General features: G+C 65.7%; 12 protein-coding genes. 5 read left to right on the top strand and 7 right to left on the bottom strand.

Annotated elements, in window-relative coordinates; all coding sequences use genetic code 11:
• Positions 1-170 precede the first annotated feature (170 nt).
• From AC0IPL_RS21535 to AC0IPL_RS21515, 5 genes are all read right to left on the bottom strand, one after another.
• On the bottom strand, positions 171-857 hold the full coding sequence (locus tag AC0IPL_RS21535; RefSeq protein WP_474277178.1) for a YjbF family lipoprotein: 687 nt from the start codon (positions 855-857) through the stop codon (positions 171-173).
• Between the two features lie 2 nt (positions 858-859).
• Positions 860-3,094, bottom strand: a complete 2,235-nt coding sequence (locus tag AC0IPL_RS21530; RefSeq protein WP_474277176.1) for a YjbH domain-containing protein — start codon at positions 3,092-3,094, stop codon at positions 860-862.
• A gap of 221 nt (positions 3,095-3,315) precedes the next feature.
• Positions 3,316-5,229, bottom strand: a complete 1,914-nt coding sequence (locus AC0IPL_RS21525; RefSeq protein WP_474277174.1) for a polysaccharide biosynthesis protein — start codon at positions 5,227-5,229, stop codon at positions 3,316-3,318.
• A 195-nt stretch (positions 5,230-5,424) separates the two neighbouring features.
• Complete coding sequence (locus tag AC0IPL_RS21520) at positions 5,425-6,039, bottom strand: sugar transferase (protein WP_474277172.1); 615 nt, start codon at positions 6,037-6,039, stop codon at positions 5,425-5,427.
• A complete protein-coding gene (locus tag AC0IPL_RS21515) occupies positions 6,039-6,917 on the bottom strand; it encodes an NAD-dependent epimerase/dehydratase family protein (protein ID WP_474277170.1) in 879 nt (292 codons plus the stop codon). The genes AC0IPL_RS21520 and AC0IPL_RS21515 overlap by 1 nt, the downstream gene beginning before the upstream one ends.
• A gap of 132 nt (positions 6,918-7,049) precedes the next feature.
• Between AC0IPL_RS21515 and AC0IPL_RS21510 the strand changes: the two genes are divergently transcribed.
• The 3 genes from AC0IPL_RS21510 to AC0IPL_RS21500 are packed head-to-tail and all read left to right on the top strand — an operon-like array spanning position 7,050 to position 9,906.
• Positions 7,050-8,168, top strand: coding sequence for a polysaccharide biosynthesis/export family protein (locus tag AC0IPL_RS21510; RefSeq protein WP_474277168.1), 1,119 nt, complete (start codon positions 7,050-7,052; stop codon positions 8,166-8,168).
• Positions 8,169-8,180: 12 nt separating this feature from the next.
• A complete protein-coding gene (locus AC0IPL_RS21505; protein WP_474277166.1) occupies positions 8,181-8,936 on the top strand; it encodes a hypothetical protein in 756 nt (251 codons plus the stop codon).
• 7 nt (positions 8,937-8,943) lie between these two features.
• Entirely contained in the window at positions 8,944-9,906 is a 963-nt protein-coding gene (locus AC0IPL_RS21500) for a hypothetical protein (protein WP_474277164.1), read from the top strand.
• Between the two features lie 116 nt (positions 9,907-10,022).
• Here the strand turns inward: AC0IPL_RS21500 and AC0IPL_RS21495 are convergent, their stop codons facing one another.
• Positions 10,023-11,849 (bottom strand): beta strand repeat-containing protein, encoded by a 1,827-nt coding sequence (locus AC0IPL_RS21495; protein ID WP_474277162.1) that lies wholly within the window; start codon positions 11,847-11,849, stop codon positions 10,023-10,025.
• 648 nt (positions 11,850-12,497) lie between these two features.
• Between AC0IPL_RS21495 and AC0IPL_RS21490 the strand changes: the two genes are divergently transcribed.
• A complete protein-coding gene (locus AC0IPL_RS21490) occupies positions 12,498-13,214 on the top strand; it encodes a sulfotransferase (RefSeq protein WP_474277160.1) in 717 nt (238 codons plus the stop codon).
• Between the two features lie 3 nt (positions 13,215-13,217).
• Here AC0IPL_RS21490 and AC0IPL_RS21485 read toward each other — a convergent pair whose 3' ends face one another.
• Positions 13,218-15,176, bottom strand: coding sequence for a glycosyltransferase family 2 protein (locus tag AC0IPL_RS21485; protein WP_474277158.1), 1,959 nt, complete (start codon positions 15,174-15,176; stop codon positions 13,218-13,220).
• Between the two features lie 255 nt (positions 15,177-15,431).
• Here AC0IPL_RS21485 and AC0IPL_RS21480 point away from each other — a divergent pair.
• Positions 15,432-16,550, top strand: a 1,119-nt coding sequence (locus tag AC0IPL_RS21480; RefSeq protein WP_474277243.1) for a type I secretion system permease/ATPase, incomplete at its 3' end; no start/stop codon positions are given.

Raw genomic sequence — 16,550 nt, 5'->3', positions numbered from 1 at the left:
TCCTCTGGAGAACTTGGAAAAGGGCCCGTTTAAAGGCGACCTTAGGGGAGGCCTGCGTTCATTTCAACGCAGGGATTAGCTGCAAAACTGTTGAAATCCCCTTGCCGCGGCTGTTTTTCTTCAGCCGTTGCCGCAATACCGCGGAGTTTCAACATAAAACCGCTGCCTGCTCATCGCCACAGCTGGCGGATTCGGATGTAGCCGATCTCCGGCCCGGCCCATTGCCGCGACTGCCAGACCTGACTTTGGCCTGGACGATAATCGACCCAGTAGTCATTGACCACCGTGCCACCGCCGCCCTCGCAGCGTTCCTGCAGGTGGCGGGCGGGATGCGTCACCCCGACAATTTCCACCGGCTCCGCCCCCAGATCATGCAGGCTGCAGGCCAGGGACAGCCGGGTCTTGCCGTTGCCCTTGGTGCGCAGCACATAGCTGCGCGCGCCGCCACGGACGGGGCCGGCCCGGCCGTCCGCCGCAGGCACCGCGGCGGACAAAAGCCCGTTGCCCAGGCCGCGGGTGGCGATCAACAGCCCTTCCCGCAGCGCCAGCGAGACATTGTCCTGGGTGCGCCAGACCGTGATCCGGCCGGGATGGCCGTCGTCGCGGATCAGGCTGCGGGTCAGATAGGCTTTGGCGTCGCGGTTTTCGATGGTGACTTCGATATAGGCTTCGGTCTGCTGGTCCAGCAGCGCCCGGCTCAGCTCTGCCGCGGGCGGCACCGGGTTGCGGCGGCGCAGGATGTACTGGCCCACGGCCTTCACCACCTCCAGCTCGGCGGGGGATTTTTCCGGGCCGCGGGCGCAGCCCCCCAGCACCAGCGCCAGGGCCAGCAGCGCCGCGGGGACAAGACGGGTCATGTTCATTCCCAGAACCTCGCACGCTGGTCTTCCAGGCTCTTGCGGTGGGCCTCGCGCACCTGGCCATAGAGCCGATCCGGCACGGCCACCCGCTGACCGCCATCCCGCTGGGTCGGACGGATGGTCAGGCCAAAGCCCGAGCGCGACGGCTTGCCCAGGAACCAGTCGATGGGGATGGTGAAACGGAAGCCCTTGTCAAAGGAGCCTTCGCCGAAATCCGCGGCCGAGACATTGGTGAGGGTGAAGAAGCCGCCAACCGAGAAGCCGTTGTTGAACGCGCGGTCGATGCTGACGGTGCCGCCATAGTCGCCGGCCAGGTAGCGGCCCGCGTCCAGTTGCAGCTGATAGCCCTTGCCCAGCTCGACATAGGCCGAGGCATGGCCGGTGAAGGTCTTGTAATCGCGGAAGGAAAACCGCTGGTCGTAATCGCGCTGGATGACGTAGTTCGCCTCCACCCCGAGACCGAGGCGACTGTCCACCGGTTTCCACAGCAGCTCGCCCGAGACGCCGCCGTACATGCTCTCGAACAGGCCCGCGGTGGCGCGGGCATAAAGGTTGCCGCGCGGCTTCCAGATCCGGCTGACATAGAGGTTCTCCAGGGTGGTGCCGTATTGGGAATATTCCACCTGGTCGGTGCGCACATGCGGCAGCACCGAGTTGGAGGCGCGGCCGTTCTGCACGTTGCCCCAGATGCGTTGGCGGATGGCGCCGGCGATGCGCCAGCCGGGCGCGGGCGCATAAGACGCCTTCAGATCCAGCCCCAGATCCAGCCGGAATGGCTTTTCGGGGTCAAAATAGGCCGGCGCGGTATAGGGGCTGATGGAGCTCGCAAAGGCCGGGTACAGCTCGCTTGAAAAAATCGCGTGCTCTGGCCGCGGTCCGGCATCCTGCACCCCGGCGGCGGCGATGAGCGCCTCTGTCGCTTCCGGATCGAACTCCAGCGCCTCCAGATCGGAACGGCGCATCTCGATGGTAGAGAGACCGACGCCACGGCGCACCGGCACCAGGCGGAAGGTCTCCACCGAGGGCGGCAGGGTGCGCGCCAGGGCGCGCGCCGCCCGTCCGGCGGCCTGGGTGGCGGAGCGGTAACGCGGGTTGCGATAGCGCAGCTCGGCGCTGGTGGCGTTCAGGGTGATGGATTCCAGCACCAGCCCGTCGGCCTTCAGCGCCTCGGCGGCGAGGTCGCGGATCTTCTGCGTCTTGGCGGTGCTGGCGGCCCAGTCCTGACGCCAGTGGTCGTCCTCGGTGGCCCATTGGCTGCGCGGCACGATGGGCTGCGGCGCGGGCACCGCCATCGGGGTCGGCGGCTGGTGCGGGTTCAGCTGGATCTGCGCGGTGAAGCCCACTTCGGAGCCATAGAGATAGTAGGCCCCCAGCCGCACCCGGTCGGAATACTGGTACTCCACCCCGTAGTTGAGCGAGGACGTGCGCTCGAAGACGTTGGAGACTTGGGTCTCGGTCTCATAGGCATCGGTGGAATATTCCGCCTTCAGGCTCCAGCGCTCATCCGGCTGCCATTCGAGACCACCAAAGGGCGCGAAATCGCCCCGGAACCACTGGTCGGTCGACAGGGTGCCGCCTGTGGTGCCGCCGACAAAGGACGGCCGCTTGCCGCCGATGTTGCCGATCGCGCCGTGGCTGCCCAGCCGTCCCCAGCCCAGGCCTGCGGTCAGCTTCAGCCGGCCCGGGCTGCGGCCCCAGCCCAGGGCGGCGGCCTCGAACCGCTTGGTGGCGGTGAAATATTCCGCCGCATAGACGCCGGTGCCGGCAAAATCCTGCAGCCCCATGGTGACTTCGGGCAGCCAGCGGCGCTCGCGCCACAGCCGGGCGCGCACGTCAAAGCCGCGGTCGTAATAAGTGTCAAAGCCGAACAGGTTCAGGTTGCGGATGCCGTTGTAGCGAAAGCTGGCCGACAGCCAGGGCAGCGCCTGGAAGGTGATGTTGTAGCGGCTCTGCCCGCCGAACCAGGAATAGCTCACCGCATATTGCCCGTCCGGCAGCATCTCCGCGGAGGGCATGTCGATGAGGCCGGGGCTGCCATAGAAGTTGAGACTGGGCGGCGGCAGCGGTTTCAGCCGCGGCGCGGCCTCGGCAGTGCCCGGTGCCGCGTTGGGGTCGGCGCGGGTGATGTCGGGGGTCTGGATCTGCGCCGTGGCGGTCGCGGCGGACAGGGTCACAAGCGCGGCCGCAACGGCCTGAATCCGGGTGGAGCGCTGAAGGGGCTTGGAACGGATCACGGGAACGCAAACTGCCTGTTGGAACTGCCGACTGGAGGGCCGGTTCTGGTTTCTGCCTCGGGTCTTCTGCGGCCACGCGGGCCTGCTGTCAGCGGTTAGAACACGGAAGGCCCAGCGGGATCAATTGCGCCGCCGCCGCGAGGGACGGTTTTTGCAGCAGTGCAGCGCCTCTGCCGCACTTGCCCCGCCCGGCCTGTCCCTCTTGTCCTGCCGGTCCGGCGTCAGGAGGCGGCCTCGGGGGCGGCCAGTTCCGGCGGCTGGCCATAGCCCTCGACCCAGTTGCGGATCACCTGCAGCGCGGCGGCCTCGTCGCCGGCCGCGATGGCGCGGCGCAGGCTGCGCAGGCAGCCGGCCACTTCGATCTCCGACAGCACGGTTTCGCGGGCGCAGAAGATCTTCTGGTGGCGGGTGCGGATCAGCTCCTCGCTCAGCGTCAGCTCTTCTTCCATCTTCTCGCCGGGGCGCAGGCCGATGATCTGGATCTCGATGTCGCCTTCGGGGCTCTCGGCATCGCGCACCGTGTGGCCGGCACTCTCGATCACCTGGCGCGCCAGCTCCAGGATCGGCACCGGCTCGCCCATGTCGAGCACGAAGACCTCGCCGCCCTGGGCCATGTCGCCCGCCTGCAGCACCAGTTGCACCGCCTCGCTGATGGTCATGAAGAACCGGCGCACATTGGGGTCGGTGACGGTGACCGGGCCGCCGCGGCTGACCTGCTCCTGAAACAAGGGCACCACCGAGCCGGAGGAGCCCAGCACATTGCCAAAGCGCACCATGGTGAACACCGTCTTGCCGCCAAACCGGGTGGACAGATCCTGCACGATCAGCTCCGCCAGCCGTTTCGAGGCGCCCATGACATTGGCCGGGTTCACCGCCTTGTCCGAGGAGATCAGGATGAAGCGTTCGACCCCGACGCGGGCGGCGGCGCGGGCCAGGGTCTGGGTGCCAAAGACATTGTTGGCGAGGCCGGGCAGCGGGTTCGCCTCGACCAGAGGCACGTGTTTGTAGGCGGCGGCATGCAGCACCACCTGGACCTGGTGCTGGTGCAGCACCATGCGCACCTGGCGCGGATCGGTGACCGAGCCCAGCACCGGCACCAGTTCGATGGTGCTGCCGCTGCCCTCGATCAGCTGGCTCAGCTCCTGGTGGATGGTGTAGAGCGCCAGTTCGCTGAGTTCGAACAGCACCAGTTTCGCAGGGCGGCAGGTCAGCACCTGGCGGCACAGCTCCGAGCCGATCGAGCCGCCGGCCCCGGAGACCAGCACCGTCTTGCCCTTGTAGGCGCCGGCCGCCTCCTTCAGCGGCACATTGCGCGCCGCGCGGCCCAGAAAGGCCTGCGGCGCCACCGGCGTCAGCTTGTCGACCAACGCCTCCTCGCCGACCAGCTGGGCGAAAGAGGGCAGCGCCTGCACCTCCAGCCCCAGTTTCTGCAGCCGCTGGATGATCTGCGCCTGGCGCGGCTGGCTCTGCGAGGGCATCGCCAGGAGCACCCGGCGGATCTGGCGCGTCTGCACGATGTCCGCGATCCGCGCCGGGGCATAGACCGGCAGCCCCACCAGGGTCAGCCCCTGCAGTGAGGTGTTGTCATCGGCAAAGGCGACCGGATCGATGCCGTCATGCGCCTTCAGCGCCTGGGCCAGCTGGGTTCCGGTGTTGCCGGCCCCATAGATCAGCACCCGGCAGCGCGGCTGGGCGCGGCGGTAGATCGCCAGCACCAGCTGCAGCATCACCGCGCGGGCCACCACCATGAACAGGAAATAGCAGATCGCGAACACCACAAAGGTGCCCGGCCCCAGCACCGGCCCGAAGGCGGCGGCCAGGAGCCCCAGCACCAGCGCGCTGGTCCCGGCCAGCAAGGCGCTTTGGGCCGCGGCATGGCGTTCATAGGCATTGAGCTGCACCCGCGGCAGCCCCAGCCACAGCGCCAGCGCTGCGGTGGCAGCCAGCGCATAGGGCAGCACCGGCAACAGCTGGCCCAGGGTGACCAGCGCCGGGTCGGGCAGCGGCTGCACGCCGAAGGTGAACAGCAGCGCCAACGGCAGCAGCCCCAGATCAACGCCGAGGAAGGCATAGGATTTCTGCCTGCGCGACAGCCTGCTGATCAGATTAAAGATGCCTGCTTTCAGTTCCCGCATAATTCCCGCACATTATTTTCCTGGTTGGAACCCGTTCGCCTGCCCGGCCAGCCCCTGCTGGCGGATAGCAGAAAAAAGTAGAAACAAACATGCCGCATTGCGCTGAAGTTCGTGGCGCGGCTCTTAAATCACAGATTCCAGCATACTCCGCTTTGCTGGTTCCACAAAACAGGCAAAGCGGAAAACCGCCGCCCGTCACCCCCGGCGCAGGAACAGGTTGCCGATGGTCTGGAACACGATGGCGAAATCCAGGCAGATGGACTGGTGGCGCTGATAGATCAGGTCCAGCCGCGCCTTCATCGGCACGCAGATGCGCGAATAGACCGCATCGGTCTCCGCCGCACTGTTGCAGCGCGCCAGCAGCGCCGCCTCGTGGCGATGATAGGTGATCGAGGCGAGGCCCGTGACGCCGGGACGCGATTTCAGCACCTCTGCATAAAGCTCCGGATGCGCCTCGACATATTGGCGCAGGGGCGGGCGCGGGCCGACAAAGGACAGATCCCCCTTCAGGATGTTCCACAGCTGCGGAAACTCATCCAGCCGTTTGGAGCGCAGCCAGGCGCCGGTGCGGGTGATGCGCGCGGTCTTGTCACCGCCGGAGACACCGGTGTCGGTCTCCACCACCGTCATGGTGCGCAGCTTCCACAGGGCAAAGGGCTGGTCCGGAGTCTTCATCCGCTCGGCCACGTAAAACAGCGGGCGGCCCTCCTTGAGCAGCAGCCAGCCCAGAAGCAACAGCAGCACCGGGCCGAGAAAGACAATCAGCAGACTGGCAAAGAACAGGTCGAAAATACGTTTGCGCCAGGTCATCAGCGGCGGCTCTCCTTCGTGAAATGCGGCTCTAATGCGGCCCATTCGGCAGCCATCTGCGCCGGATCCGCCGCGGCCAGCGCAAAGGGCAGATACGCCTGAAGCCGGCGGCAGTCCAGCGCCACCTCCTCGATGGCATCGGCGGGGGCCTGCTGCCAGACAAAGGGTCGCCCGGCGGCGCGCAGCAGGGCGGCCATGTCCACCGGTCCGGGCTGTGCCACATTCAGCACCGGCGGCAGCTCCGGTGCTGCCAGCAGCGCCGCCAGAACCCGCGCCAGGCTGCGCGGGCCGATATAACTGCGCCGCGGGCTGCGGCCATCGGCCAAGCGGTCCAGCGCAAAGCCCGGCCGCCAACCGCCCAGGATGGCGTCGAACCCGGCGATATTGCCGATCCGCAGCGCGGTGACCGCCACCCCCAGCGCGCCTCCCAGCGCCGCGGCGCGCGTCTCCATCTCTGCCTTGGCCTGGCCATAAGGATTGGCAGGACGCAGTGGCGCCGCCTCTGCCAACAGCCCGGCCTGGGCGCCGTAAACCGCCGCCGAAGAGGCCAGCAGCACCCGGGCGCCCGTCGCCGCGCCGGCGCGCACCGCCGCTTCCGCCAGGGCCACATGGTCCTGCATCTCGCCGCGCCCGCGCCCCGGCACCGGCCCGGCCAGGCACAGGATCGCCGTCGCCCCGCGGGCCGCATCGGTCAGGGCCGCGGGCTCTGCCAGCGGGTCCAGCACCTGCAAGGTGCCGCCCTGCCCGTGTTGCGCGGCCTGCCCCTCCTGCGGGTGCCGCGCCTGCAGGCGCAGGTGCAGGTCTTCGGGCGGGTACAGCTGCAGCAGCTGCCCGATCCGCCCTGTTGCACCCAGAACTAAAACCCCGGGTTTTGTCATCTTGCGCTGCCCGTTCCTGTTGACCCTCTGCTCCAGCCCAGTATCCTTTGCGGCAACAAAAATCAAAGCGCTTCCCGAGGCACGCCAGCACCCGCCCCGGACCGCGCCGGGCTTTTCAATGACAGGCACCTCATGCTGAAATTCCTTTCCTGGCTTGCCGTTGCTGCCAGTTTGACCCTTTTGCCCACTGCCTGTTCGCGCCTGCCAGGCGGCGCCCCCGCCAGCGAGGAGATCCTGCGCGAATCCAGCGCCGCGGATGCCGATTTTGCCTTTTACCGGGTGAACCGGGCGCTGTTGCCGGTGGTGGCAGCCTGGCCCGGCACCGGCAAGGAGGAACGGCTGCGCTGGCTGCCCGGTCACCAAGGCGCCAAGACCCAGATCATCCAGCCCGGCGACCGGCTGAGCTTGAGCATCTGGGACAGCAACGACAATTCGCTGCTGACCGCCGCCGAGCAGAAGATGGTGCAGCTGCAGGATATGAAAGTGGCCGCCAATGGCACCATCTTCATGCCCTATGTGGGTGATGTGAACGTCCGCGGGCTGACCCCGGACCTGGCCCGACGCAAGCTGCAGGAGGCGCTGGAACCGGTGGTGCCCTCGGCGCAGGTACAGCTGGCGATGGCCGAGGGGCGCGGCAATTCGGTGGATCTGGTCTCCGGTGTTGCCAACCCCGGCACCTATCCGATGCCCGATCGCAACTACACGGTGATGGGGCTGATCTCGGCAGGCGGCGGCATCAGCGCCAGCCTCAACAACCCGCAGATCCGGTTGGTGCGGGGCCGCAACATCTATGGCACCTCGGTCGACAAGCTGCTGGACAACCCGCGTCTCGACACGCTGCTGCGCGGCGGCGACCGGGTCTTCGTCGAGGAGGACGCGCGGTATTTCCTGTCCTTCGGCGCCACCGGCGAGGAAGACCTGCATATCTTCACCAAGGACGAGATGTCGGCGATGGACGCGATGTCGGTGGCGGGCGGTTTCCAAGACGGCAAGGCCGACCCCAAGGGGCTGTTGGTGCTGCGCGAATATCCGGCCGCGGCGGTTGCACCAGGCCAGCGGGGCCCGCGCCAGCAGCGGGTGGTGTTCTCGCTCGATCTCACCTCCGCCGACGGGCTGTTCTCGGCGCGCCAGTTCCAGATCAACCCCGGCGACCTGGTCATGGCCACAGAATCCCCGATCAACGACGTGCTGACGATCTCCAACATCTTCGGCAACTTCTTCGGCGTCTTCAGCCGGGCTGGCAATCTGTAACCGGGTGGGGCGATGATATCCGATTTTCTCTCCCGCTGGCGGGCCCGCACAGCTCCCGTCTGCGAAGCCCAGATCGGGCGCTGTGTGCTGATCCTTGGCATGCACCGCAGCGGCACCAGTGCGTTGGCGGGCAGTTTTCGCGAAGCGGGTCTCTATATGGGACGGGTTCTTGACCATGGATTTGGATTAAATCCCAAGGGCTTACAGGAGCCCTCGGCCCTTGTGTACATGCATGAGAACCTGCTGGAAGCCAACGGAGGGGCCTGGCACGAACCGCCAGACCAGATCAGCTGGCAGCCGTTGCACACATCGGTGCGCGACCTGTTCATCGACTCCCGCCGCGGCCAGGGAGCCTGGGGCTTCAAGGAACCGCGCACGCTGCTGGTGGCGCAGGAATGGATCGAAGCGCTGCCCGATTGGACGGGGGTGGGCATCTTTCGAGACCCCCGCGAGGTGGCGCTTTCAATTCAGGACCGGAACGGCTTCGAGCTGGAAAAGGGCTTTCGGATCTGGAACGCCTACAACCGCCGCCTGCTGGAGCTGCACCGTGACCACGGCGTGCCGGTGATGGAATTCGTCCCGGACCCGGAGGCGATGCGATCAGGCATTTCCCGCCTGATTTCCCATGCAGGTCTTACACCGCCAGCGGCACCTGCCTTCTTCGATGCGCGTATTCCGCGTAACAGCGGCAAGGCGCCGGAACTGGCGCTGCCCGCAGAGGTCGACCGGACCCTCGCCGCCCTGCGCGAGGCCGCCCGCGCGGATTAGCGGCGCCATGACATCCGCACCGGTTCTCTCCACCCGCCTGTTTCCCAGGGGCCTGGGGGCAGATTCCTGCCGGATCTCCGGACTGGCGGCACGCTGCGATCATGTGATCCTGTCGGACTGGCACAAACCGCAGATCCGCGAGGTCGCGCAGCGGTCGGGCCCGCCGCGTCATATTTTCCTGTCGCTGCGTGCCCCCTTCCCGGCGCTTTTGCATTTCGCCCAAGAAGTACTGCCACGGATGGCAGCGCCGTTTGTGCTGATCAGCGGCTCCGAGGACATCACCCTGCCCCGGCAGACGGATCACCGCTGGCGCAAGTTCAACACGGCAGAGCGCGCCGCGATCCAGGCCATCCTGGACAGCCCGCTGCTGATCCGCTGGTTTGCCGAAAACCTCGACGATGCCAGCCATCCGAAGATGGCGCCCTTGCCATTGGGGCTGGTCTTTCCCGATGGCGACGCCGCGCAGCCATTGGTTCTGCCCGAGGTTCCGCCGATGGCCAGCCGCCCGTTGCGCGTGCTGTGCGCCCACCGGGTGCGCGAGGGGGCACAGTGGGAGCTCCGCCGCCGGGTCAGCGCGCTGGCCCGCGGCCCCTGGCGCAGCTGGACGACGGTGGTGGAGGATGAAATTTCGGAAGCAGAGTTCGAACATCTGCTGCGCACCCATGCCTTTGTGATCTGCGCGCAGGGCGGCGGGCTGGACCCCTCGCCCAAGGCCTGGGCGGCGCTGATCCAGGGGGCGGTGCCACTCATCCACGCGCCCAGCTTGGCGCAGGCCTATGGGCAGTTGCCGGTCATTCAGGTGCCGGGATGGCTGCCGGGCAGCATCAACCCGGGCCAGTTGCAGCGCTGGCACGCCTGGGCCTGCCCGCGGATGGACGGGGCGGCGCGCGCGGCGCTGCGCCAACGCCTGACACTGGATCACTGGTGGCACCGCATTTCGGTGACAGCCGCAGAGGGCGGCGCCCGCTGACGCCCCCCGGCCGCTCGCCTGCACAATCTGATCAAGGCTCGCTGTCGCCTCTCGCCCCATACAAAAAGGGCCCCCGAAGGGGCCCTTTCCGCTAGCTCTCTCAAATCCTGTCTGGATTACAGGATCAGCCAGTCTGCCGGGTCTGCGGACTGCAGGTCGGTCAGGGCAACGCCGGTGAACTCAATGGTCTGACCAGCAGTGACGAACAGGGTGGAGGTGCCACCGTTGTCGGTGATGCTGTCCAGAACATCGTCTGCATCGGCAAAGCCCAGGGCAGACAGGTCGACCACGGTACCGCCGTCAACGCGGAAGCCCGCGATTGCATCTGCACCGCTGCCGTCTTCCACGATGATGGTGCCAACACCGGAGGTGTTGAAGTTGAAGGTGTCGTCGCCAGCACCCGCGTACAGCACGTTGGCGCCGACTGCGGTGTCTGCGATCACCACAGCATCGTCGCCGCCACCGTTGTAGATGGTGTTGGCACCGGTGCCATTGACGGTGATCTGGTTGTCAGTGCCTGCACCGCCACCTGCAGTGGTACCGCCACCGTACACGGTGTTGTTGCCATTGCCGTTCAGGGCGATGACATCTGCATCATCGTCGTTGCCGCCGAAGATGGTGTTGGCGCCGTCGCCAGTGATGGTGATGGTGTCCGCACCATCGGAACCGCCGATGGTGTTTGCGCCAGCACCGGTCACGTCGATGGTGTCGTCGTCTGCACCACCCCACGCCCGGTTTGCACCAGAACCTGCAACGGTCAGAGTATCGCCACCTGCACCACCACCGATGATGTTGTTGCCTTCTGCGGTTGCCGCAACTTCGATATCGTCAGCGTCTGCACCGCCCCAGGCCTGGTTTGCACCGTCGCCGTCGATGTCGATGTCATCGCCACCGACGCCGCCAGCCACGATGTTGTCGCCGTCGCCGGTCACAACGATGGTATCAGCAGCATTGTCATCCGCACCGGCCCAAACGCGGTTGTCGCCTTGGTTCAGGGTGATGGTGTCGCCACCGGCACCGCCAAAGATAGTGTCGTTGCCGTCACCGCTTTCCAGAAGGTTCACAGCCGCGCTGCCGTTCACGGTGAAGTCACCGGTTTCACCCGACAGATCGACGTTTGCACCGATGGTGCTGGTCAGGGCAACCTGAACGTCGACAGTGGTGTCGGTGGTATCTTCGGTCATCTGAACCGACAGGACTTCGTCATCCACGGTGCTGCCCGCCGCGATGGTGGACTGCTGCGCTGCGGTGTAGGTGAAGGTCCATTCGCCGGCTGCGAAGCCGATCAGCACGGTGCCGCCAGACGCGGTGGTGTAGGTCTCACCGGTTGCATAGGCGGTGCCGTTGATGACGATGCCGGAAGCTTCGTCAAAGGCCGTGCTGCCATCGGTGATGCTGTCGTCGCTGCTGTCGTAGGTCGCACCCTCGATTGCAGTTGCGGCGGAGGCTGCGTAGTCAGCGCTGTCCAGCGACTGGTCGAAGGCAAAGAACTGGTCTGCGCCGCTGGTCAGGTCGACCACGAAATCGCCTGCGTTGGACACCTGCACCTGCTCCAGGCCGGAGATGGTTCCGGTGATGGCAGTGGTGTTCAGGGTGGCGGAGTTGGTGCCCTGGGTCAGGTCGTCGCCGCCAGCCAGATCGGTGATCAGGGTATCGACGTCGTCGGCGCCAGTGCCAGTGTCGGTGATGCTGTCACCAGCTTCGCTGGGAGCAGCATAGGTGTCGCTGCCACCTTCGCCGTCAACGTTATCCGCGCCTGCGCCGCCGTCGATGGTGTCGTTGCCTTCACCGCCGACGATCACGTCTGCTTCGCTGCCACCATTGATGTCGTCGTTGCCGCCTGCGCCGTTGATGTCGTCTGCGCCGCCGATACCGGTGATGACATCATCATCATTGGTGCCTGCAATCTGGTCGTCGCCAGGTGTGCCGTTGAAAGTTGCCATACTCTTTAGTCTCCTGCTTGAGAGCTATATTTATTCATCCAGAAAGCGCATTACCCCAAAAGGGCGCTTTGCACATCCGCTATCAGGCGCGCTGCTTGCGTGTCAAGCATTGCGCCCACAGACGCGCGCACCCGCATAGGGACTGTCACCAAAACTGCTCAGTTGCTGCCCCCGGCAGACGGCATTGAGGTCGCGGCGCCAGTGCGCGCGGCCAATAGAACCGCTTTTCCAACTGCCTTCAAGGGATTCGGAGCCCGAGCCGCGGTCTCCGCGCCAAGGACAAAAACTGCGGCTCCGGCGCAACAGGCCGCCGTGAGAAGTCAAACAGGTCGCCGATCCGCGGATATCTTTTCAACCGGAATGACCTTTTCTCAATCATTTATTAACCTTTTTCACGGCCCCGTCCCGCGGCGGCCCGTCTACCCCTTTGGATGTAGCAGGGCGCCCGCACAGGATGAGCGGGCTGATGCCGGTTCGCGCAAAGGCCGCAACCTCAGCCTGCACATTCCCGGTGCCTGTCCCGGTGCCGGCCGGAGGTCCCGGGCCCATTCCGGGCTTGGGTTTTGCCGCGCCAGCGCCTAGGAACGCAGAAGGCAGACGATTGCCCCCAACAAGGTCCAGACGCAGAGCGCGCGAAGGAGGCGGCAGATGGCGCAAGAGCAATGCGGGCAGGTCGGCAAGACCGTGTTCATCATCACCTACGGGCGCTCCGGCTCGACGCTTTTGCAGAATATGCTGAACGCGCTGCCGGGCTATGTCTTGCGCGGCGAGAATGCCAATCTGCTGGCGCCTCTGGTGCGCGCCTGGCATGATCTGCGTCAGTCGGAGCAGGCGGCATCCATGCGCGCGCGCGGCACGGCGTCGGGCCCGCATCAGCCCTGGTATGGCTATGAGGCCATCGACGCGGACGGCCTGGGCCGAGATCTGGCCGCAACCTTTCTGCGCCAGGTGCTGCGGCCTGGACCGGACACGCGGGTTGCCGGTTTCAAGGAGATCCGCTGGCATGAGGATCCCGCCCTGTTTCAGCCGATGCTGGAGTTCCTGGCCCGCTACATGCCGGATGCACATTTCATCTTCAACACGCGCGACCACGAGGCGGTGCGCAACTCCGGCTGGTGGCGCCGCATGAAACGTGCGGTGGTGCTTGAACAGCTGGAGACTGCGGAGGCCCTGTATCGCGGCTGGCAGACGGCGCATCCAGACCGCGGCCTGGCGATGCACTATGACGATTACGTGCAGACACCCGAGGCCTGGAAGCCCCTGTTTGCCTTTCTGGACGAACCCTTTGATCCGGCGCTGGTGGCGCAGGTTCTGGACCGCAAACTGCTGCACATGAAATGGCAGAAGCCACCCGCCCGCTCCTGAGCGTCAATCCGGCCCTGCACCGCCGTCGGCCGCCTCCCAGTCCGCGCCCAGGCGCTGCCGCTCCTTGGTGGTCAGCCCCGGCATCGCCAGCAGGCCGTACCCCTGGGAAATATCCATCAACTCCAGCCGCTGGGCATAGATCGCATGGCCCACGCAGGCATCTTCCAGCCCGACTGCGGGCATTGCGAAAAACTCTTTCATCGCCTGATACATGTAGCTGCACGCCGCCAGCCCTTCTGGGCCTAACACATAGCCGTAGCCGCCCGCGGCATAATCCCGTGGCAGCGGGTACTGGTACCCACGCGTCTCCATCACTGGATCGGCGCATTTGTCCAGATGCCAGCCATGCCACTGATCCTGATGGCACCGGGTGCCGACCCGTCGCCCGGCATAGGCGGCTCCCTTGTTCTCCACACGCGCCAGGCACGCGGCAAAACGATCGGCGTCCTGTAACAGGATATTGTCGTCAATTTTCACCACCAGCGCCGGAGCAGTCAGCAGATCCAGGAGCATGTAGGCATAAAACAATTTCCGGTGCAGCCCTTCGTAGGTGTCCGGGGTCGGCAGCTGTAACACCTGTCCGTCATAGCTAAAAGCCAGTCCCGTGTCCTGCTCGGGGCGCGGATCCTGGGCGCCCAGCAGGATGATATGGTGATAGCCCGCCTGTCCAAGGTCAGCGAAAGATGCCACGCTCTGCTGCGTGTCATGCAACCGCGGATGGCAGCTGGTATGCAGGACGACCCGCTTCCCCGCACAATCGGCGCGCAGCCGTTGCACCGCTTCCGGTTCGGTCATTTCCAGCAGGCGCGCCAGAAAGCCGGTCAGGTGCCTGTTGCGGGGAAACAGCGAGAAGACATCGCGCAACGCCCCGAACCGGGTGCAAAGTGTCGCCGCATCCGCCCCGTTTGTGAGTGCCTCCAGCTGCGCCACATGCGCCTCGGCACTGCGCACCGCAAAGCGCAGGTTATAGTACATGGGGCGTTCCCAGCGCTGCTGGCGCGGCACCCTCGCAATTAACTCGGCCTGGGACTTTGAGAACTCCGTCACCACGGCTCGTGTCTGCGTCAACAGTTCCTGCCGTGCTCCCAGCAGGGCCTGCTGCGCCGCAGACTGCGCCTGCGCAGCAAAAAACTCCACCACCCGGTTGTCATGAATCAGATCCCCGGCCAGCAGCCCGATCTCCTGCTCCTCCCGCGCCACCGCCAAGCTGTGCCAAAAACGTTCCACGGCCCCCTGCTCCAACCCCTGATACTGCTGGCGCCAGGTGGCGCCGGCCCCCGGCGGCAGGGTGGTGTTGCGGCTGTATGCTGCGCCCCCGAGGCGGATCTTTTCCTTATACTGCGCCAGCGACCGACACGGGTAATGCAGGATGCGAACCCGCCCCTGCGCCGCACTGGTATGGCCTGGCACATTGCTGACACTGTGGTTGCCCTGAGCCACCTCGGCGACAGCCGATGCTCGGTGCAGCACCTTGCCCGGCAGCGGCTTGCCTTCGCCATTGCGGCTTTCGCGTTCGAACACCGTCGACATCCGGGGACCGCAGCGCCCGCCCAGAACATCGCCCGGCAGCGCCGGTACAACCGCATTGTGACGCGACACAATCACCGTTCCTGTCTGGTCCGGAAGGGACGCACAAAAGCGGCATAGATCACCACTGGTCGGCATCCAGAATTCATCTGCATCATTGTTGATGACCCAATCGGCCTGATGATCTGTCGCCGCTCTGCGCGCCATCGCCGTGACCCATTCGCGCTGATTGTAGTCATCGGCAGGCTGATGTAGATATTCGATCTCGATTTCCCGCGACAGGGTCTCGATGATTTGCGGCGTCGCATCGGTGGAGAGATTGTCCATCACGATAAAGCTGCTAACCCCCATGGCGTGGTGAAACCGGATGTTGTCGGCCAAGATGTCCGCCTCATTGCGCACCAGGAGCGTCATTGTGAGCTTAGGATCTGTCAACGGTTCAGCCTCCGATCTACTGCGCATCAGACCGTCCCCGGTCCCGCGTTAGGGGCCCCCCCCCCATAGCGGTTCAATGCCGCGTTTTTCCCGAGAATGCCAGCCCCGCTACCGTGACGAAGGACACACCAGTAAAAACCAGTTTGCATAGCCCCCGGATTACCGCATAGATGCAGCCGTCCTGTAGCCGTACCGGAGTGCGAATTCCGGCATCCGCCCCTGACACCCACAGACGCAAGCCTGGCGCTCAAGACCATGATTAAAAGCATTTATAAGAACGGCTATGACGAGCTGCGAAGCGTGCGGCGGCAGAGCCGCGGGCTCTATTGGTCTGTCGGGATGTTCAGCTTCTTCGTGAACTTGCTGATGCTGACCGGCCCCTTGTACATGATGCAGGTCTATGACCGGGTGCTGGGCAGCCGGTCGGAGGCGACGCTGCTGGCGCTGTCGCTGCTGGTGGTGTTTCTCTACGGCATGATGGGTCTGCTGGACTACGCCCGTGGCCGGATCATGGCGCGGGCCGGGGCGCGGTTTCAGGCGGCGCTGGACCGGCGGGTGTTCGATGCGATGATCCGCCGCTCTGCGGTGGCGCAGGACCAGACCGCGCAGACTGGCCTCAGTGATCTGGAATCGGTGCAGCGGCTGATATCCTCGCCGGTGCTGGCCGCGGCGTTCGACCTGCCCTGGACGCCGGTCTTCCTGGCGGGCATTGCGCTGTTCCATCCCTGGCTGGGAGTGCTGGCGGTGGCGGGCGGCGCGGTGCTGGTGCTGATTGCGGTGATGAACCAGATGTTCACGCGTTTGCCGATGCAAAAGGCCAACATGACCGGCCACAAGGCCAACCTCATGTCCGAAGAAATTCGCACCGAGGCGGAGATGATCCAGTCGATGGGCATGCGTGGCGCCTCCTTTGCGCGCTGGAAGCAGGCCCGCGACGCGGCGCTGGCGGACAGCGTGACCGCCAATGACACCGGCGGCGGTTTCACCACGCTGACCAAGACACTGCGGCTGTTCCTGCAGTCGGCGATGCTGGGGCTGGGGGCCTATCTGGTGCTGCAGGGCGAGGTGACGCCCGGTGCGATGATCGCAGGCTCCATCCTGATGGGCCGCGCCCTGGCGCCGATCGAGCTGGGCCTGGGCCAGTGGGGGATGGTGCAGCGGGCGCTGAAGGGCTGGCACAGCCTGGCCGAGCTCTTGGACAAGGTGCCGGAAGAGGCCGCGCGCACGGCGCTGCCCAAGCCCAAGGCGCTTTTGGAAGTGCAGGGCATGGCGGTGGTGCCGCCGGGGGGCAAGACCCCCCTCTTGCGCAACGTGAATTTCCGGGTCCAGCCGGGCCAGGCGATCGGGGTGATCGGGCCTTCGGGGGCGGGAAAA

It is taken from the genome of Leisingera sp. SA32, assembly GCF_056033425.1.
This window is presented reverse-complemented; position numbering and strand designations above follow the sequence as displayed.